Raw genomic sequence first — 18,249 nt, forward strand, 5'->3', positions numbered from 1 at the left:
AAAATCATGAGAGAAATCGCTTTCATTAAGCAAAATAAAGAAAAATGGTTGGAAATCGACCAAGTCATTCAGGGAAAAGTCAAAAAAAATCCTGATGATTTGTCATCTTTATATATTAGCATTGTTAACGACCTCTCTTTTGCACAAACTTATTATCCTAAAAGTAAGACGACGGTTTATCTTAATTTTTTGTCCTCTCAAATATTTCAAAAAATCTATAAGACCAAACGTGTAGAAGACAATAAAATTAAATCTTTTTTTTTAGCAGAAGTTCCTCTTATTGCCTATCAATACAGAAGATACTTGTTATATTCGATTTGTTTTTTCTTAATATTCACGGGTATTGGCGTTTTATCATCAATTTATGATAAAGAATTTGCTCGACTTATTTTGGGTGATGATTACATTAACCAAACTTTAGAAAACATCAAAAAAGGCGATCCCACCGCGATCTATGGACAAGGCTCAACTTGGGGAACCTCGCTTGTTATTATTCTGAACAACATCTATGTCGGTGCCAGATTGTATGTTTACGGAATATTCGGTGGTGTCGGAACTATTTATGCTTTATTTCAAAATAGTGTTATGCTAGGTGCTTTTCAGTATTTTTTTAAAGACCAAAGTGTTTTATTAGAAAGTGCAAAAGGCATATGGCTCCACGGTACTTTTGAGATTATAGCTATGATTATCGAAGCTGCTGCAGGACTTATTTTAGGCGCTTCTATTCTGTTTCCAAAAACCTATTCGAGATTTGAGTCTTTCAAGTTTGGTTTTAAAACGAGTATGAAGCTTTTCCTAAGCACACTACCTTTTACAATTGTCGCAGGAATCATCGAAGGTTATGTTACAAGGCACGCGCAGGTAATGCCCACCTGGATCAACTTATTAATCATAATTATTAGTCTATCTACAATAGGATTCTATTACGGAATTTATCCAAGAATAATTTATAAAAAACACATAAACGATGCAAATTTTCCAGGAGCGAAACTTTGGTAATTTGGTAAGCGATACTTTTAATTTTTTCCGAATTTATGGTAAAGATTATTTCAAAAGCTACTTCATTATCAACGGAGCTTTATTGCTCATCATGACCTTGTTGTCGATCTTTTTTTATCGTGAATTTTTCATGCAGATTTTCGTTGCTAATGCTGGTGGCGAAAGCTATCTGTTCGAAAGTTATTTTAGCAACAACTGGCCAATTTTGGTTTTGGTGGGCGGCATCGCTTTTATTTTATTATTCATAATCGCTGTCGTTGTTTATACTTTTCCAATTTTCTATATGAAACGACTTGGTGAAAATCAAACCAAAATATCAACAGACAATCTCCTGACGGATATGCGAAAAAATGTGGGGAAGTTTTTCATGTTCTGTTTGCTTACGGTAATTATTGTAATGCCTGTGATGATGATTTTTATAGCGATATCATCTTTTTTGATGATGATTCTCATTGGATTCTTCTTATTCATTTTAATGATGCCTGCTTTTTATAATGTTTTATATTTGACGTTATACGATTATATGAGCACCGACAAAGGCTACTTCGCAGCTTTGAGCTATTCGGCAAGAAGCGTTTTTGGAAATATGTTCGATAGTTCACGGACTAGGTTTTGGAAATATTGGGGATCAACTTTAGTTCTTGGGATTATCATTTATATCATCAGTATGGCCTTTTCGATGATTCCGTATTTTATGATAATCGGCAATATGAGTCTTAATCCAAACTATGACCAAATCAACGATCCGAGTACTATTTTTTCGGGCGTTATGGGTATTGTATTTTTTGTCTCTTATGGCATTTCGGTTTTAATAAGCTCCATTGTCTACAATCTTATGGCTGTTAACGCAGGATTTATGTATTATGATAGCAGAAAAGACCTTCATCGCGAATTGGATATTAACGAAATTGATACAATTGGACAAGTTGATGCGTAATCTGTTTTCTATATTTATATTTTTAGTTGTCACACCGATTTTCGCTCAAGAACAATCGCCTGTTGTTGCGGAAAAATTGGTGATGGAATCCAACGAAAAATTAGTAGAAACCGATTCTATCCTTAAAACAAATTATCAAACCGAAAACCAAATTACACCGCGAAAATTTAGCCCAAACTACCAGAAAAAATACCGTGATGAAGATTTTGATTATCGTTTGACAAAACCGCGAGAATCGATTTTTGCAAAATTCGAAAGATGGCTTTCCAAAATCCTTCAAACGCTTTTTGGAGAATTTGACACCAATAAAACAGGTAAATACACCAGCCTTGTTATCCGAATTTTTGTGATTTTACTCGTTGGATTTTTACTGTATTTTATCATCACCAAATTCTTTTTGAAAGAAGGCAATTTCTTCTTCAGCAAAAAGAATGAAAAACTGAAAATCGCCACCGAAGATCTTCATGAAAACATCCATGAAATTAATTTTGAAAAAAGCATTTCCGAGTTTGAGTTGCAACAGAATTACCGTTCGGCGATACGCTATCAGTTTTTGTATTTGCTAAAAAAACTTTCTGATCAAAAACGTATCGATTGGAACATCGAAAAAACCAACCGAGATTACAGCCGCGAGTTGAAAAATAAAGACCAAAAAACACAGTTCGATCGATTGACTTATATTTTTGAAAATGTTTGGTACGGCGAAATCAATCTGGATCACAATCGATATAACAGTTTCAAAACCTATTTTAATAACTTTAAATAATGAGCAAGAATTTCAAAATATATCTTGGTGTTTTTCTCGTTATTTTGGTGATAATGGGAGTTTTCCAAATCAATAAAAAACCTTTGTTGGATTGGCGAAAAAACTTCGATCCCAATTCCAAAACGCCTTTCGGATTATTTGTTTTCAACTCAGAAGCGGATCAACTTTTTGGCAATCAATTAAAACGTATTGACCAATCGCCTTACGATTATTATACTTCGAAAAAAGAAAATAGAAATCACAATATTTTAGTCATCGAAAAAAGCTTGGACCAAGAATCTTGGAACCAAATTTTTGACCAAGTAAAAGCTGGATCCAACGCAATTTTTATTGGACGAAGCTTACCAAACAACATCGAAGACAGTCTCAAAATTAGACTTTGGAATATTAATTCTGATGATACTTACACCTTAGAATTTACGGATAAAAATCTAGCCAAAGACACCTTGTACATCAACAGACTTCCTGACAGAAAAGGTTTTACAAGGATTGATCCCAAACACGAAATTCTCGGCTATAACAAGACCACAGATTTTCAGAACAATTATTACAAAAATGCCAACTTTATAAAAATCAATTTTGGAAAAGGTCATTTCTACTTTTATTCGGAACCCATAGCCATTTCCAATTATTATTTGCTAAAAAGCAGATCCAATTATCCTGCTAAGTTATTTTCGTTCTTACCTCAACAAAAAACCATTTGGTTTACCGAAAGCCAATCGGTGGGCAATTCGCAATCTAACATGCGTTTTATACTGGCGAATCCGGCCTTGCGTTATGCACTTTATCTCGCAATAATTGGTCTTGCTTTATTTATGTTTTTCAATGCAAAACGCAAGCAACGCATCGTTCCAATTATTGAACCTCTGAAAAACACCTCTTTGGATTTCGTAAAAAGCATCGGAAACCTATATCTCCAAGAAGGCGATTTCCATGATATGATGGCGAAAAAAGCACAATATTTTTTAAATAAAGTTAGACTGGACTTACTCATCGATACGCACAAATTGGATGAGGATTTCATCAAAAAATTACAATTAAAAACAGGTGTTCCTGTAGAACATATTCAAGAAGCGGTATCTTTAATCAAGAAAGCACAAGATCCTTATTCTAGCGTTATGAAAGAAGATTTTATAAAAATGAATAGCCTACTCAACAACATCATCAAATAGATTTTGAAAATTAAAAATTATGGAAAACCAAGAGCAACAAAGCAACGACTTCCAATCCAGAATCGACATGTCAGAGCTTAGCAATAGTTTGCACAATATAAAACGAGAAATTTCTAAAGTTATCGTGGGGCAAGACAAAATGATCGAACATCTTTTGGCGGCACTATTGTCCAACGGTCATGTTTTGATAGAAGGTGTGCCAGGCGTTGCCAAGACAATTACGTCGAAACTTCTCGCCAAAACCATCGATGTCGATTTCAGCAGAATACAATTTACGCCCGATTTGATGCCTTCCGACATTTTGGGGACTTCCGTTTTCAATGTCAAAGACTCGGATTTTAATTTTAAAAAAGGACCCATCTTCTCAAATTTTGTTTTGATTGATGAGATCAACCGTTCACCAGCTAAGACACAATCGGCACTTTTCGAAGTTATGGAAGAACGCCAGATAACAATGGACGGCCTAACCTATCCTATGGAAGAGCCTTTTCTGGTAATCGCCACTCAAAACCCAATAGAACACGAAGGCACTTATCGTCTTCCGGAAGCGCAACTCGATCGTTTTTTATTCAAAATTGAAGTTGGCTATCCAGAACTTGCTCAAGAGATCGAAATTATTAAAAACCAACATTATAGTAAAGTTGATGACAAAACCGAAGTTGTAAATCCTGTGGTTTCTGGCGCACAACTGAAAAGTTACCAAACTTTAGTAAAATCCGTCGTGGTTGAAGAAAATCTTCTAGAATATATTGCTAAAATTATTGTTAACACAAGAGAAAACCAATTCTTATATCTTGGCGCTTCACCAAGAGCGAGTTTGGCGTTATTAACGGCGAGTAAAGCTTTTGCTGCCATCCGAGGACGCGATTTTGTTACGCCTGACGATATTAAAGAAGCCGCTTTTGCAGTTTTGCGTCACCGAGTTATTGTTGCGCCAGAACGCGAAATGGAAGGCTTTACTGCTGACGAAATTATCAAACAAATTCTCGATACGATAGAAATCCCTCGATAGATCCATGAAAAATCTACATCTTAACAACCGATTTTTTTTCGCGCTAATCCTAGCGGGCGTTGTCTATGTGTTAGCATTTTTCTTCCCGATTTTGATGTGGTTAGCGCATCTTATTTTAATTGCAATTTTAGTTTTAATTTTTTCGGATTATCTCATTTTATTCAAAGTTAAAGATGGAATAAAAGCCAACAGAATCCTTCCCGAAAAATTATCGAATGGCGATCAAAATCCTGTAAAACTCAATATTAAAAGCAATTTCCCATTCAAAACGAATATTAAAATTATTGACGAAATTCCATTTCAGTTTCAAAAAAGAGATTTTTTTATTTCTAAAAAACTTCAGGCTAAAGGCGATTTGTCATTACAATACAAGCTTGAGCCGAAAGAACGCGGTGAATATAATTTCGGAAACCTCAATATTTTTGTGAGTTCAGTTATAGGATTTGTGTCAAAGCATTTCCAATTTCAAAACGGAGCAACTTTGCCAAGTTATCCATCTTTTATACATCTAAGAAAATATGAATTGATGGCACTTCAAAACGAATTTCTTCTAGGTGGAATTAAAAAAATTCGGAAATTGGGACATACGATGGAGTTTGAACAAATCCGAGAATATGTACAAGGCGACGACATCCGAAGCATCAATTGGAAAGCCACATCCAAGACCAATCGTCTTATGATTAATCAATATCAAGATGAAAAATCGCAACGCATTGTCATGCTTATCGACAAAGGTCGCACGATGAAAATGCCGTTCAATGGATTGAGTCTTTTAGATTACTCGATTAATGCGACGATGGCGCTTTCTCATATTATTCTTAAAAAGGGGGATCGCGCAGGAATGATGTCATTTTCTAAAAAAATGGAAAATCGTGTGGCGCCAGATAACAAATCGGGACAACTTCGTAAGATATCAGAAGCTCTATACAACATTCAAACTAATTTTTTCGAGAGCGATTTTAATCGATTATATCAAGACGTAAAATTTAGTCTTAATCAACGAAGTCTAATTCTGTTATTTACAAATTTCGAGACTTTAGACGCGCTAAATCGTCAAATAAAATATCTACGAGGAATCGCCAAACAGCATTTGTTGGTCGTGGTTTTCTTTAAAAACTCAGAAATTCATAGCTTGTTAAAAACGAATCCTGAAAACATACAAGAAATTTATGATGAAATCATCGCTGAAAAATTCGAGTATGAAAAAAAATTGATTATCCAAGAACTTAAAAAGTATGGAATCTTTTCGGTTTATACACTTCCTGAAAATCTCAACATTGATGTTATCAATAAATATTTGGAAATAAAAGCACGAGGAATTTTGTAATTTTACTTGGTAAAATAAATTTAAAATGAATATACAACTTAATAGAATTAACGACGATTATTTATTCGAATGCACGAATCAAAATGGACATTCGATTTTGCTTGACAACACTTCAAAAGAAGGCGCAACAGGCGTTTCTCCAATGGAGACCATCTTGATGGCGGTTGCTGGTTGTAGTGGAATCGACGTTGTTTCTATTCTAAAAAAACAACGTCAGACGATAACCGATTTCAAAGCGGAAGTGGAAGGCGATCGTATACAGGTTGAAGATGCTAAACCTTTTAAACACATCAAAGTGATCTTCAAACTCGAAGGCGATATAGATCCTAAAAAAGCACAAAAAGCCGCCGAATTATCTTTTGAAAAATATTGTTCTGTTTCTAAAACTTTGGAACCAAATGTTGAAGTGACTTACGAAGTTTTTGTAAATGGTGAAAAAGCTTAATCCAAAACTTAACTAAATAATTAAACAAAATAAAAGTCAGCAAAATTTGCTGACTTTCTTTTAATCAAATGAGAATTTGTACAAATTTTATTTTTTTATCAAGCCCAATTCTATCAATCTTTCTGTTAAAAATTCTCCTGCTGTAATGTCTTCGTAAGCTTTTGGATGATCTTCATCAATTGTGTTCTCTAATACATTAAGAGGCATTTCGCTAATGGGATGCATAAAAAATGGAATAGAAAAACGTGATGTTCCCCACAATTCTCTCGGCGGATTTACCACTTGATGAATCGTCGATTTCAGTTTGTTGTTAGAATGTCTGGACAACATATCACCTACGTTAATTACCAATTCGTCATCTTCTGCAATCGCGTCAATCCATTCACCATTATGGTTTTGGACTTGCAGCCCTTTGCCTTGTGCCCCCATCAACAATGTAATCAAATTAATATCGCCGTGTGCCGCTGCTCTTACCGCATCTTTTGGCTCTTCGGTAATTGGCGGATAATGGATTGGTCGAAGAATAGAGTTTCCGTTTTTCGCATACTTGTCAAAATAGAACTCATCCAAACCAAGATAAATCGCTAATGCGCGAAGCACATATACGCCTGTTTTTTCCAACATTTGGTAAGCTTCTTTACCGACGTCGTTGAACTTTGGAAGTTCTTCAACAATAACATTTTCTGGGTATTCAGCTTTTAATTTCGGATCATCTTCAACATATTGCCCGAAGTGCCAAAACTCTTTTAGGTCGCCCGTTGTACGTCCTTTTGCAGATTCTTTACCAAACGAAACATAACCACGTTGTCCACCGATACCGGGAATTTCGTATTTAGCTTTAGTTTCTAAAGGAAGATTGAAAAAGCTACGAACTTCGCCGTAAAGATCTTCAACCAATTGGTCAGCAAGAAAGTGACCTTTGAGTGCTACAAAGCCGATGTCTTCGTAGGCTTTTCCGATTTCATTTACAAATTTTTGTTTACGTACCGGATCATCCGATAGGAAATCACGCAAGTCAACACTAGGAATGTTTTGCATTTTTGTAATTTTTAATACGGTTTAAAATTAATAAAATTTGAGAAACAAAATTACTTTTCATAAAAAAAGCAGAACTTTTTCGGTTCTGCTTTTAATACTCAAATTATTTATTCATGGACATCAAGAATTCTTCATTATTTCTTGTGTTTTTAATATTCTTCATAACGAACTCCATGGCTTCCATAGGATTCATATCTGACAAATACTTTCTCATAATCCACATTCTTTGTTGTGTGACCTCATCTTGAAGAAGATCATCACGACGCGTACTAGATGCAACTAGATCTACTGCTGGATAAATACGTTTGTTTGCAATTTTTCTATCCAATTGCAATTCCATATTACCTGTTCCTTTAAATTCTTCGAAAATCACTTCGTCCATTTTGGAACCTGTATCGATCAAGGCTGTTGCTATAATAGTTAAAGAACCGCCTCCTTCAATTTTTCTGGCCGCTCCGAAGAAACGTTTTGGCTTATGAAGCGCATTGGCATCAACACCACCAGAAAGAATTTTTCCCGAAGCGGGCGTTACGGTATTATAAGCTCTCGCCAAACGCGTAATGGAATCTAACAAAATAACAACATCATGACCACATTCTACCATACGTTGTGCTTTTGACAAGACCAAATTGGCAACTTTAACATGTTTTTCCGCTGCTTCGTCAAATGTGGATGCGATAACTTCTGCATTCACGCTACGTTGCATGTCAGTAACTTCTTCTGGGCGCTCGTCAATTAAAAGTACTATCATGTAAGCTTCTGGATGATTGGCAGAGATAGCATTGGCGATATCTTTTAACAAAATCGTTTTACCCGTTTTGGGTTGTGCCACAATCATCGCACGTTGTCCTTTACCAATGGGCGCAAAAAGATCCACAATTCTTGTTGAAATGGTTGAATTTCGTCCAGCCAAATTAAACTTCTCTTGTGGGAAAAGTGGCGTGAGATATTCGAATGCTACACGATCTTTAATAAATTCTAAATCGCGACCATTGACTTCTGTCGGTTTTTGAAGTGAGAAATATTTTTCACCTTCTTTTGGAAGTCTTACAATACCTTTTACAGAATCTCCCGTTTTCAAACCATAATTACGAATTTGATTGGTCGAAACGTAAACATCATCTGGTGAAGAAATATAACTAAAATCCGATGAACGTAGGAATCCGTAATTGTCTGGGAGTATTTCCAAAACCCCCTCTATTGTTACCAAACCATCAAAATTGAACTCTTTCTTCGCTGGCACTTCTTCCTGCTGAGTATTTTGTTCTTTATTTTGATTGTTGTTATTATTTTGTTGTTGGCTACCGCGATTCTGGTGTTGTTGACCTTGGGAATTTTTGTGTTGATTTTGCGGTTTTGGAGTATGTTGTTGTTTTGGAGTAACCTCTTCAGTAGGCTTATCCGTTGGAGTAGCTTCTATACTACTCTCTTCTTTTACTAGCTCTTCAGATTGGTTCTCTGTAGGTTTTGCCATTCTCTTGCGAGGTTTTTTATCTTGCAGGTTTGCATTTCCTTCTGCTTTTGGCTTTGTTTCGGCAACAACCTCTTCTTTGGAAGCTTCTGGGGCTAATTCTATCTTCACCTCTTCTTTTGAAAGCTCTTCAGAAGCTAGTACATCTGGTTTTGCTTTGGGCTTTCTACCAGGCTTTTTTGCTGCTGGCTTTTGTTCTGGTTGTATTTCTTTATTTTCCACTTCCTTCATTGGTTGGTTGTTGGCTTCTAGATAAGATTTTATTTCGTTGGGATGGGTCGACTGATAATCTAAAATCGCAAAAACCACTTGTTCGTGTTCTGGTTTTCTACCGATTTTAACGCCTAACTCTTTAGAAATATGAGTCAATTCGTCGAGCGACTTTGACTTCAGCGTATCAATGTTAAACATAAATGTTGTAAAAAATTGTATTTTAAAACTTTGTAAGTAAGACAGTTAAACCAGGTGGTTTATGATTTTCTGAATGATTACTATGCAAATCTACATTAATTTTTGAAATACGCAAAAATTATTTTAAATTTGCCTAATCTTTTAAAGATAAAGTAGATACTAAAAGTATGATCCAAAGAATACAGTCTGTAACAATGTTCTTTGCTGTGTTATCAGCAGTCTTTTTATTTATAACATCTCAAGATGTTATTCTTATTGAAGGCATCCCTGTGATGATGTTAATATGTATCGCACTAGTCCTTCTAGGACTTCTAAGCATTTTTAGCTTTAAAAATAGAAAAAGACAAATACTGCTGAATAACGTCAGTATGATTATAAACGCTTTGTTGATCGGTTTATTAGGGTATTGGTTACTAAGTTTATCCGGAGGAATTAACTTTCCTGAGAAGGGTATTGAGCCTATTTTTCCAATCATGGATATTGTATTTTTGCTCATGAGCAATTTATACATTCGTCGCGATGAGAAGCTCGTAAAATCTGTAGACAGACTTCGATAGACGTAACAACGATTTTTTTGAGTTTGAAACAGTTCCTTTTTTTTAAGGAGCTGTTTTTTTGTTATTGGTGAAATACATTACATTTGTAGCTTAATATAATATTAATGAATTTATATCGACGAATTCTAAAATTTGCCGCTCCTCATCAAAAATACATCTACGCGAGTTTATTTTTTAACATTCTATATTCATTATTCCAGATTGCATCACTAGGAACAATCCTTCCAGTTTTGGGTATGCTTTTCGGAACAATCAAAATGGATAAGGTCTTAGACAAGCCAATATACGACGGCCATATTACGCATTATTTTGGTTATCTTAAAGATTATTCTTATTACTTTATTCAATCTCAAGTTATAGAAAAAGGTGCGCTCCAAGTATTATTTTGGCTGTGTATTATCACAGCATTTATGTTTTTGCTAAGAAACATTTTCCGTTATCTAGGCGCTTTTACATTAATCTACTACAGAGTTGGCGTTACCAAAGATTTGCGAAGTGCGATGTATAATAAAGTCTTGGCTTTACCAGTTTCCTTTTTTACAGAACAAAGAAAAGGCGACATGATGTCGAGAATGTCCAATGATGTTGGCGAAGTTGAAAACAACATTCTTGGAAGTTTGGTAGATCTCATCAACTCACCATTTATGCTAATTAGCACTTTGGTAACATTGTTTTATCTAAGTCCGCAATTAACTTTATTTAGTCTCATTGTCCTTCCTATCATGGGAACTTTGATATCTTTTCTTGGTAAAAGTCTTAAAAGACATTCTCATGACGCACAAAACGAATTAGGGAATATCTTTTCTATCGTTGATGAAACTTTAAAATCTTCAAAAATCATTAAAATTTTCAATGCTGACAAGCTGCTGAGTTCCCGTTTCTCCAACTCGATGACCAATTGGATCAACTACTCTGTAAAACTCGGACGCAAAAAAGAACTAGCGTCACCAATGAGTGAATTTTTAGGCGCCGTAACTTTTCTTATTATCACTTGGTATGGGGGAAAAGAAATTATTGTTAACAAAAGCATCAGCCCAGAAGATTTCTTAGTTTTCTTGGGAATATTCTTCCAAATTTTAGCGCCTATCAAAAGTCTTTCTTCATCTATATCGAATGTACAAAAAGCAGAAGCTTCTCTGGTGCGCGTTATGGATATTTTGGATGCCGATGTTAAGGTTGATGAAATCCCAAATCCAGTTCCTATTTCTGAACTTAAACATAAAATCTCTTTTGAAAATGTTGGCTTTTACTACAACCAAGAACATTTAATTTTAAAGAATTTCAACCTCGAAATTAAGAAAGGACAAACCGTCGCTTTGGTCGGACAAAGTGGAAGCGGGAAAACAACTATTGCTAACTTGTTAACGCGATTCTATGACGTTTCTGAAGGCAGTATTAATATTGATGATGTTAATATTAAAAACCTCAATCTCAAACAATACCGCTCCATTCTCGGTATGGTCACACAAGAGTCGGTTTTGTTTAACGATAGTATTTACAACAATATCGCGATGGGCAAAGAAAACGCCACGCGAGAAGAAATTATCGAAGCTGCAAAAATTGCCAATGCCCATAACTTCATAGAAAGCCTCCCAAATGGCTACGAAACCAATATTGGCGATGATGGCAACAAACTATCAGGTGGCCAAAAACAACGTGTGTCTATCGCGCGTGCCGTTCTTAAAAACCCACCAATTATGATTCTCGATGAAGCAACTTCTGCTTTGGATACCGAGTCTGAGCGTTTTGTACAAGATGCTTTAGAAAAAATGATGGAAAACCGAACTTCATTGGTTATTGCGCACAGACTATCAACCATCCAAAAAGCAGATCACATCGTCGTTATGGAAAAAGGAGAAATTGTGGAGCAAGGCACCCACCACGATCTTATGGAAAAAAATGGCGTCTATCACAAGTTGGTAGAACTACAAAATTTTGAGTAAGATTTTTCAAAGCTACTTAGGCCCTATTATTTTTTCTGTATTATCTAAAACTTTTAAAAAATCTAAAAGACGTTCTTTTTCTTCAGCATATTTTAGTTGAAGTACAGATCCATCGCCCATTCTTTTATAATATTCTAAAGCTTTTTCGCCAAAGAATTTTTTGTGATAGTCGCTAACATCGGGGACATTGGGGAAGTTCGTATGAAATAACATTTCGTTATAAGCTTGCCATTCGCGTTCGTTTTTGTCCTCGAGTTTTACTTCTGGTGATTTTTGTCGAACATGCAACATCTCATGCGCTAACATATTAATCACCAAATTAAAATCAAAATCAAATAAATTGCGAGGTATCATCACCATTTGACGCTCACCAATATCGCCGTTTGCCGTTAGTAAAATTGAATTTTTCTCCAACTCATCTCGAAAACCAAAACCTTCTAAATTAGGATGATCTAAGCCAAATTCATACACCAGAAAATTAGCCAAATCCAGAATTTGATTATTCGATTTATAAGCATTAATATTGAACATAAGCTGATCGTGGGTCATCTCAAAATTTTCACTAAAATAAAAAACTTCGTTTACAATTTGGATTTTTTGTAAGTTTTAAAAATTCTCTCTCTCCGTAACGTCATCACTTTAACTTTTCGAAAAGGTTTAATCACTCTTTTAACTGGACTTAGCGTTCGTAGATAGATTGTAACCACCAAAGAAATGCAGGCTGCAGTTCCCAAAGCGCCACCAAAGCCTTTAAACTCTTTGGAAATGTTATTGTAAATTAATACAAATAAAATAGGCGCAATAAAAAGATTGAAATTTTTATAATGTTTGCGCGACGAAATCATCCCAATGAAGCTTGATCCAATCACGATAAAAGGAATATCTTTCGGAAAATCAAAATGCCAAAACCAAGTATTGAGTTGGTAAATTCCGCCCGTAATGGTTGCAATTAAACCTGATGCTCGAACGGGGCCTAATTTCAAATTCTTATTCAGAAAATAAGTTAGCCAAGTGGCAGAAATTGCCAAAATAATACTGAAAACAAGCAACATCATGGCAAAATCAGTTTATAGATTAAATAAGCATAAAAAACGCCCATAAAAGCTAATGTTCCCAGTTTTCCGCCAATTCCGTGAAAATAATGTTGCGAAAAAGAGTAAAAAATTCCCGTTAAAAAAGTGGCTAAAAAAATAAAAACATATCCATACGGAAGTTGCGTCATCCCAATGAAAGCACCACAATAAATGACAATTGGCCAATGCGAAGCAGATTCGAATTTCTTATTGAGATTTCTCGTGAAACTTCCCACAAAACCCACCAAACCTGCCGACAAAACGGTATTGAAGCCTAATTGAGATTGTAGAAAATAAGTCGTACAACTTCCTATTAAAAACCAAATAAAAATAACAAAATGAAAATCATTTTTCTGAGAAATGTGAAGGCGATGCCTTTTTCTGTACGATAAAAACATTCCCAAAACGACTAATGAAAAAGCAATGACAAACCACGATTTCAATGGTTTTTCCTTGATAATAGCTACCACAAAATACACTTGGGCAGCAACAAAAAGCAATAGTAATATTCGAGGTAAAAGCTTCTTCAATTTATTTAATAAAAAAAGGGCGAAAATGCCCTTTCAAATTTTTATGTTATTCAACAACCAAATCCACTCCCAATTTCTCTGCTAAAAGCGAGGAAACCTTTTGTTTCAATGGCTCTATGTCGATATTTTGCATGGCATCATGAGCAAAAGCATATAACAATAAAGCTCTAGCTTCTTTCTCAGAAATTCCACGTGCACGAAGATAAAATAAAGCTTCACTATCCAATTGTCCAACTGTGCAACCGTGAGAACATTTTACATCATCTGCGAAAATTTCCAATTGCGGTTTGGTATCAATTGTTGCACCTTCGTTCAACAAAACATTGTTATTTTGCTGATAAGCATTGGTTTTTTGAGCAATTTTATCAACAAAAACTTTTCCGTTGAAAACACCATGAGATTTCCCACCAAAAATTCCTTTATAGTTTTGGTAAGACTCACAATGAGGGGTTTTGTGATGAACAGCGGTGTGATGATCCACCAACTGCTCGTGATCAATCACCGTAATTCCGTTCATAAAAGAATTGATATTTTCTCCATTATGAATGAAATCTAAGTTATTACGAACCAATTTTCCACCAAAAGAAAACGTATTTACCGTCGCTAAACTGTCTCTTTCTTGTTTTGCGTAAGTGCTATCAATTAAATACGATGTATCGCTATCATTTTGAAGTTTATGCCAATCCGCTTTTGCATTTGAATATGCAAAAATCTCAGTTACTGAATTCGTGAACACAAAACTTTCATCAAAATTATGGTGACTTTCAATGATTTCTACTTTTGAACCTTCTTCAACAATTAATAAATTTCGCGTGTTGTAAAATGTATTTTCTTGCTGATTTTGAGAAAGATAAAACACATGAATTGGCCTTTCAATCACCGTATTTTTGGGAACATGAAGGAAGAATCCGAATTTGCAATACGCTTCATTCAAATCCACAAAAGGATTGTTTTCTAAAGCGATGGTATTGAAATATTTTTCGAAAACGCTCTTATGTTTTTCGTCATTCAAAGCATAATTGAAAGAAAGCATCTCTACATTTCCGATGGAAATTTTAGACAGTTCCTTATGCAATTCACCATTTACAAAAACGATGTAATCGAAATTTTCTTCCCCCAAATGCAACTCATCAATCTGTTCTTTGGCGATATGATGCTCTTTGGTTGCGAAAAAATTGTAGTTTTTTTCGGTAATTTCCTTAAGGTTGGTATATTTATATTCTTCGTCTTTCTTCGTTGGAAAGCCAATTTCCTCAAACTTTTTCAAAGCCTGAATTCTGTTGTCATCCAAAAAACGATGACTTAGAGTTCCTAAAAAATCCGAATGATTATTTGTAATTTGTTCTAATATCATATTTGAAATTTGAGGTTTGAGATTTGAAATTCATGATGTTAAACCTTAGTTTATTCACCATTATTACTATTGAATTTATTTCCTTTATGAGTTGAATTTTTCAGATAGTTAATAAATCCCGAAAGTTTTTTTGAAATCTCTAAACTCTCATTTTTTAGTTTTAAATAAGTTTCTTCGTCTAAATATTTTCTATCAAATGTTCTTATAAGTTGCGATCGAACTTCTCCCGCAGACCCTTTGGATATTGCTAAAAAATTAACAAATTCACGATTGCCTTCTCTTTCGAAACCTTCAGCGATATTATCCATTATCGACCAAGAAGCTCTGTCAATTTGTGTTTTATCATACCTTTGAAATCTATCATTGAGCAAACAATTTTGATGAATAGACTCGCAAAATTTTCTAGCATTTTGCCAAATTTCCAAATCTTAAAAATTATTTATCGTTCCCACAATTTCAAATTTCAAATATCGAATCTCGAATTATTTTAGTAGCCAATCGTAGCCTTTATCTTCTAATTCTAAAGCCAAAGATTTGTCGCCTGTTTTAATGATTTTCCCGTCCGCTAAAACGTGTACAAAATCTGGTTGTATATAATTCAAAAGTCTTTGATAATGCGTAATCAAAAGGACTGCATTGCCTTCGTTTCTGAATTTATTCACGCCATCAGCAACAATTCTTAAGGCGTCGATATCCAAACCTGAATCGGTTTCGTCCAAAATAGCTAATTTCGGATTGAGCATCATCATTTGGAAAATCTCGTTTCTTTTCTTTTCACCACCCGAAAAACCTTCGTTTAATGAACGAGAAAGGAAATCTTTTTTAATTTCCAAAAGCTCAGATTTTTCACGAATTAAAGCCAACATTTCTTTTGCAGGCATTTCTTCTAATCCGTTTGCTTTACGAGTTTCATTCAAAGCTGCTTTGATGAAATTGGTCACCGAAACTCCCGGAATTTCCACTGGATATTGGAAAGACAAGAAAATTCCTTTGTGAGCTCTTTCTTCGGGAGCATCTTCGTTGATGTTTTCACCTTCGAAAAGGATTTCACCATCGGTCACTTCATAATCTTCTTTCCCTGCAATTACAGACGAAAGTGTAGATTTACCAGCGCCGTTCGGGCCCATAATAGCGTGAACTTCACCTGGTTTTATTTCTAAATTAATTCCTTTTAAAATTTCTGCGCCATCTTCAATTTTGGCGTGGAGATTATTTATTTTTAACATAATTCTAATGTGGTAATTTGAGAATGTGATAATGTGGTAATTTGAGAATGTGGTAATTATTGATTTGAGATTTAAAAAAAATATCTCGCTATTTAATTACCTGATTATCTCATTATTCTATCTCATTTTAGATGTTATAATTATTTTATTTATAATATTTTCTATTTCTTTTAATTCTGAATTAAATCCTCACAATTGGGATAACTTTCAGAATGTTGACAAAGCAAAAGCCAATAATTAGTTTCTTCTATTTCTTTCGCAGCGATTTTAAATTTATGTATAAAATCGTTTTTACTTTCAGAGTTCTGAGCTTCTCGGGTATTCGCTCCAATCGAAGTTCCAGATCTGAGAAGTTGATTGGAAATCACAAATTTCTTTTGTCCATGTAGTAATTCGCAATATTTGATAACATTTAATGAAAAATCAAAAGTCTTTTTTAATATAACATTCTCTTTCATTATCTAATTATCACATTTTCAAATTAACTAATTATCCTACCGATCCCTCAAGTGAAATTTCTAATAATTTCTGAGCTTCGATGGCGAATTCCATTGGCAGTTTGTTTAAAACTTCTTTTGAGAATCCGTTAACGATTAATGCAATAGCTCTTTCGGTATCAATTCCTCTTTGGTTACAATAGAAAATTTGATCTTCACCAATTTTTGAAGTCGTTGCTTCGTGTTCCAATTGTGCTGAAGGATCTTTTATTTCAATATAGGGGAAAGTATGCGCTCCACAATCATTACCCATCAACAAAGAGTCACACTGAGAGAAATTTCTCGCTCCTTTTGCAGAAGGCATCACTTTTACCAATCCACGATAAGAATTGTTAGATTTTCCAGCAGAAATACCTTTCGAAATAATCGTCGATTTGGTATTTTTTCCGATGTGAATCATTTTCGTTCCTGTATCGGCGTATTGGTGATTATTGGTCACCGCAATCGAATAAAATTCGCCTACAGAATTGTCACCTTTCAAAATACATGAAGGATATTTCCACGTTACTGCAGAACCGGTTTCTACTTGTGTCCAAGAGATTTTTGCATTTTTCTCGCACATTCCTCTTTTGGTTACAAAATTGAAAACACCTCCTTTTCCTTCTTCATTTCCTGGATACCAGTTTTGAACCGTAGAATATTTAATTTCTGCACCATCCATTGCAATAAGCTCTACAACGGCTGCATGAAGCTGATTTTCATCTCTTGAAGGCGCTGTGCAACCTTCCAAATAAGAAACGTAAGAACCTTCATCAGCAATTAACAGCGTTCTTTCGAACTGACCAGTTCCTGCCTGATTGATACGGAAATAAGTAGAAAGTTCCATTGGACATCTCACGCCTTTTGGAATATAACAGAATGATCCATCAGAAAATACCGCTGAATTTAAAGCTGCATAAAAATTATCACCTCTCGGAACCACTGTTCCCAAGTATTTTTTAACTAAATCTGGGTGATTTTTGATGGCTTCCGAAATGGAACAGAAAATAATTCCTTTTTCCATCAAGGTTTCTTGGAAAGTGGTTTTCACAGAAACCGAATCCATTACGATATCTACCGCAACACCTGTTAAACGCTTCTGTTCTTCGATATTAATACCTAACTTTTCGAAAGTTTTCAAAAGTTCAGGATCCACCTCATCCAAACTTGCCAATTCTGGTTTTACTTTTGGAGCAGCATAATAACGAATCGCCTGAAAATCTGGCTTTTCGTATTTGATATTTGCCCATGTTGGTTCTTCCATTTTTTGCCAAATTCTGAAAGATTCCAAACGCCAATTGGTCATCCATTCTGGCTCTTCTTTCTTTTCAGAAATTGCACGAACGATATCTTCATTCAGTCCAGTAGGGAAATCTTCATAATCGATTTTGGTTTCCCAACCGAATTCGTATTTTTTATTTTCTAGATCAACCCTTAGGTCGTCTTCTGTATATTTATTCATATTTTTTTTAGATTTCAGATTTCAGATTTCAGATTTTCAGACCAAAAAGT

General features: G+C 34.8%; 19 protein-coding genes. 9 read left to right on the top strand and 10 right to left on the bottom strand.

The genetic code is table 11. The features are described 5' to 3' along the window. The first annotated feature begins 6 nt into the window (after nucleotides 1–6). Genes G6R40_RS09250 through G6R40_RS09280 form a run of 7 tightly spaced genes read left to right on the top strand, consistent with a single transcriptional unit; the run spans nucleotide 7 to nucleotide 6,658 of the window. Complete coding sequence (locus G6R40_RS09250; RefSeq protein WP_165134399.1) at nucleotides 7–999, top strand: stage II sporulation protein M; 993 nt, start codon at nucleotides 7–9, stop codon at nucleotides 997–999. After that, entirely contained in the window at nucleotides 968–1,936 is a 969-nt protein-coding gene (locus G6R40_RS09255) for a DUF4013 domain-containing protein (protein WP_165134402.1), read from the top strand. Before G6R40_RS09250 ends, G6R40_RS09255 begins: the two co-directional genes overlap by 32 nt. After that, complete coding sequence (locus G6R40_RS09260; protein WP_165134405.1) at nucleotides 1,929–2,702, top strand: DUF4129 domain-containing protein; 774 nt, start codon at nucleotides 1,929–1,931, stop codon at nucleotides 2,700–2,702. The genes G6R40_RS09255 and G6R40_RS09260 overlap by 8 nt, the downstream gene beginning before the upstream one ends. Continuing rightward, on the top strand, nucleotides 2,702–3,874 hold the full coding sequence (locus G6R40_RS09265) for a hypothetical protein (protein ID WP_165134408.1): 1,173 nt from the start codon (nucleotides 2,702–2,704) through the stop codon (nucleotides 3,872–3,874). Before G6R40_RS09260 ends, G6R40_RS09265 begins: the two co-directional genes overlap by 1 nt. A gap of 19 nt (nucleotides 3,875–3,893) precedes the next feature. Beyond that, a complete protein-coding gene (locus G6R40_RS09270) occupies nucleotides 3,894–4,886 on the top strand; it encodes an AAA family ATPase (RefSeq protein WP_165134411.1) in 993 nt (330 codons plus the stop codon). Nucleotides 4,887–4,890: 4 nt separating this feature from the next. Beyond that, nucleotides 4,891–6,213 (top strand): DUF58 domain-containing protein, encoded by a 1,323-nt coding sequence (locus tag G6R40_RS09275; RefSeq protein WP_165134414.1) that lies wholly within the window; start codon nucleotides 4,891–4,893, stop codon nucleotides 6,211–6,213. 25 nt (nucleotides 6,214–6,238) lie between these two features. Continuing rightward, nucleotides 6,239–6,658 (top strand): OsmC family protein, encoded by a 420-nt coding sequence (locus G6R40_RS09280; protein WP_165134417.1) that lies wholly within the window; start codon nucleotides 6,239–6,241, stop codon nucleotides 6,656–6,658. A gap of 87 nt (nucleotides 6,659–6,745) precedes the next feature. On the opposite strand, the gene G6R40_RS09285 is transcribed toward G6R40_RS09280, so the two are convergent. Together G6R40_RS09285 and rho are read right to left on the bottom strand one after the other, a co-directional pair. After that, entirely contained in the window at nucleotides 6,746–7,696 is a 951-nt protein-coding gene (locus tag G6R40_RS09285) for an isopenicillin N synthase family dioxygenase (RefSeq protein ID WP_165134420.1), read from the bottom strand. Between the two features lie 103 nt (nucleotides 7,697–7,799). Then, on the bottom strand, nucleotides 7,800–9,578 hold the full coding sequence (gene rho / locus G6R40_RS09290) for a transcription termination factor Rho (protein WP_165134423.1): 1,779 nt from the start codon (nucleotides 9,576–9,578) through the stop codon (nucleotides 7,800–7,802). A gap of 167 nt (nucleotides 9,579–9,745) precedes the next feature. Here rho and G6R40_RS09295 point away from each other — a divergent pair, with 167 nt between their 5' ends. Both G6R40_RS09295 and G6R40_RS09300 read left to right on the top strand, forming a co-directional pair. Then, entirely contained in the window at nucleotides 9,746–10,135 is a 390-nt protein-coding gene (locus G6R40_RS09295) for a DUF4293 family protein (RefSeq protein WP_165134426.1), read from the top strand. Nucleotides 10,136–10,239: 104 nt separating this feature from the next. Then, nucleotides 10,240–12,078, top strand: a complete 1,839-nt coding sequence (locus G6R40_RS09300; protein ID WP_165134429.1) for an ABC transporter ATP-binding protein — start codon at nucleotides 10,240–10,242, stop codon at nucleotides 12,076–12,078. A 12-nt stretch (nucleotides 12,079–12,090) separates the two neighbouring features. Here G6R40_RS09300 and G6R40_RS09305 read toward each other — a convergent pair whose 3' ends face one another. The 8 genes from G6R40_RS09305 to sufB all read right to left on the bottom strand — a co-directional run bounded on the left by G6R40_RS09305 (nucleotide 12,091) and on the right by sufB (nucleotide 18,199). Continuing rightward, complete coding sequence (locus G6R40_RS09305) at nucleotides 12,091–12,627, bottom strand: hypothetical protein (protein ID WP_165134432.1); 537 nt, start codon at nucleotides 12,625–12,627, stop codon at nucleotides 12,091–12,093. Between the two features lie 32 nt (nucleotides 12,628–12,659). Beyond that, nucleotides 12,660–13,133, bottom strand: coding sequence for a hypothetical protein (locus tag G6R40_RS09310; RefSeq protein WP_228455831.1), 474 nt, complete (start codon nucleotides 13,131–13,133; stop codon nucleotides 12,660–12,662). Beyond that, nucleotides 13,130–13,681 carry a hypothetical protein gene (locus G6R40_RS09315; RefSeq protein ID WP_165134435.1) on the bottom strand — a complete coding sequence of 184 codons (552 nt, stop codon included), beginning with the start codon at nucleotides 13,679–13,681 and terminating at the stop codon, nucleotides 13,130–13,132. Before G6R40_RS09315 ends, G6R40_RS09310 begins: the two co-directional genes overlap by 4 nt. Before the next feature lie 46 nt (nucleotides 13,682–13,727). After that, entirely contained in the window at nucleotides 13,728–15,035 is a 1,308-nt protein-coding gene (sufD, locus tag G6R40_RS09320) for a Fe-S cluster assembly protein SufD (protein ID WP_165134438.1), read from the bottom strand. A gap of 50 nt (nucleotides 15,036–15,085) precedes the next feature. Further along, nucleotides 15,086–15,460: a four helix bundle protein gene (locus G6R40_RS09325; protein WP_165134441.1), complete on the bottom strand. Its 375-nt coding sequence runs from the start codon at nucleotides 15,458–15,460 to the stop codon at nucleotides 15,086–15,088. 57 nt (nucleotides 15,461–15,517) lie between these two features. Next, entirely contained in the window at nucleotides 15,518–16,261 is a 744-nt protein-coding gene (sufC, locus tag G6R40_RS09330) for a Fe-S cluster assembly ATPase SufC (RefSeq protein ID WP_165134444.1), read from the bottom strand. Nucleotides 16,262–16,431: 170 nt separating this feature from the next. Next, nucleotides 16,432–16,719, bottom strand: coding sequence for a four helix bundle protein (locus G6R40_RS09335; RefSeq protein WP_165134447.1), 288 nt, complete (start codon nucleotides 16,717–16,719; stop codon nucleotides 16,432–16,434). A 31-nt stretch (nucleotides 16,720–16,750) separates the two neighbouring features. Continuing rightward, nucleotides 16,751–18,199, bottom strand: a complete 1,449-nt coding sequence (gene sufB, locus G6R40_RS09340; RefSeq protein WP_165134450.1) for a Fe-S cluster assembly protein SufB — start codon at nucleotides 18,197–18,199, stop codon at nucleotides 16,751–16,753. Between the last annotated feature and the right edge of the window lie 50 nt (nucleotides 18,200–18,249).

Origin of the sequence: Chryseobacterium sp. POL2 (assembly GCF_011058315.1) — a bacterium.
GTDB lineage: Bacteria > Bacteroidota > Bacteroidia > Flavobacteriales > Weeksellaceae > Soonwooa.

Bases quoted from the DNA above. Each gene is read 5' to 3' on its own strand.
- G6R40_RS09260 (WP_165134405.1), top strand. From the start codon at position 1,929: ATGCGTAATCTGTTTTCTATATTTATATTTTTAGTTGTCACACCGATT.
- sufB (WP_165134450.1), bottom strand. From the start codon at position 18,199: ATGAATAAATATACAGAAGACGACCTAAGGGTTGATCTAGAAAATAAA.
- G6R40_RS09275 (WP_165134414.1), top strand. From the start codon at position 4,891: ATGAAAAATCTACATCTTAACAACCGATTTTTTTTCGCGCTAATCCTA.
- G6R40_RS09285 (WP_165134420.1), bottom strand. From the start codon at position 7,696: ATGCAAAACATTCCTAGTGTTGACTTGCGTGATTTCCTATCGGATGAT.
- G6R40_RS09255 (WP_165134402.1), top strand. From the start codon at position 968: ATGCAAATTTTCCAGGAGCGAAACTTTGGTAATTTGGTAAGCGATACT.
- G6R40_RS09270 (WP_165134411.1), top strand. From the start codon at position 3,894: ATGGAAAACCAAGAGCAACAAAGCAACGACTTCCAATCCAGAATCGAC.
- G6R40_RS09280 (WP_165134417.1), top strand. From the start codon at position 6,239: ATGAATATACAACTTAATAGAATTAACGACGATTATTTATTCGAATGC.
- sufC (WP_165134444.1), bottom strand. From the start codon at position 16,261: ATGTTAAAAATAAATAATCTCCACGCCAAAATTGAAGATGGCGCAGAA.
- G6R40_RS09305 (WP_165134432.1), bottom strand. From the start codon at position 12,627: ATGACCCACGATCAGCTTATGTTCAATATTAATGCTTATAAATCGAAT.
- G6R40_RS09265 (WP_165134408.1), top strand. From the start codon at position 2,702: ATGAGCAAGAATTTCAAAATATATCTTGGTGTTTTTCTCGTTATTTTG.
- G6R40_RS09250 (WP_165134399.1), top strand. From the start codon at position 7: ATGAGAGAAATCGCTTTCATTAAGCAAAATAAAGAAAAATGGTTGGAA.
- sufD (WP_165134438.1), bottom strand. From the start codon at position 15,035: ATGATATTAGAACAAATTACAAATAATCATTCGGATTTTTTAGGAACT.
- G6R40_RS09310 (WP_228455831.1), bottom strand. From the start codon at position 13,133: ATGATGTTGCTTGTTTTCAGTATTATTTTGGCAATTTCTGCCACTTGG.
- G6R40_RS09335 (WP_165134447.1), bottom strand. From the start codon at position 16,719: ATGAAAGAGAATGTTATATTAAAAAAGACTTTTGATTTTTCATTAAAT.
- rho (WP_165134423.1), bottom strand. From the start codon at position 9,578: ATGTTTAACATTGATACGCTGAAGTCAAAGTCGCTCGACGAATTGACT.
- G6R40_RS09295 (WP_165134426.1), top strand. From the start codon at position 9,746: ATGATCCAAAGAATACAGTCTGTAACAATGTTCTTTGCTGTGTTATCA.
- G6R40_RS09300 (WP_165134429.1), top strand. From the start codon at position 10,240: ATGAATTTATATCGACGAATTCTAAAATTTGCCGCTCCTCATCAAAAA.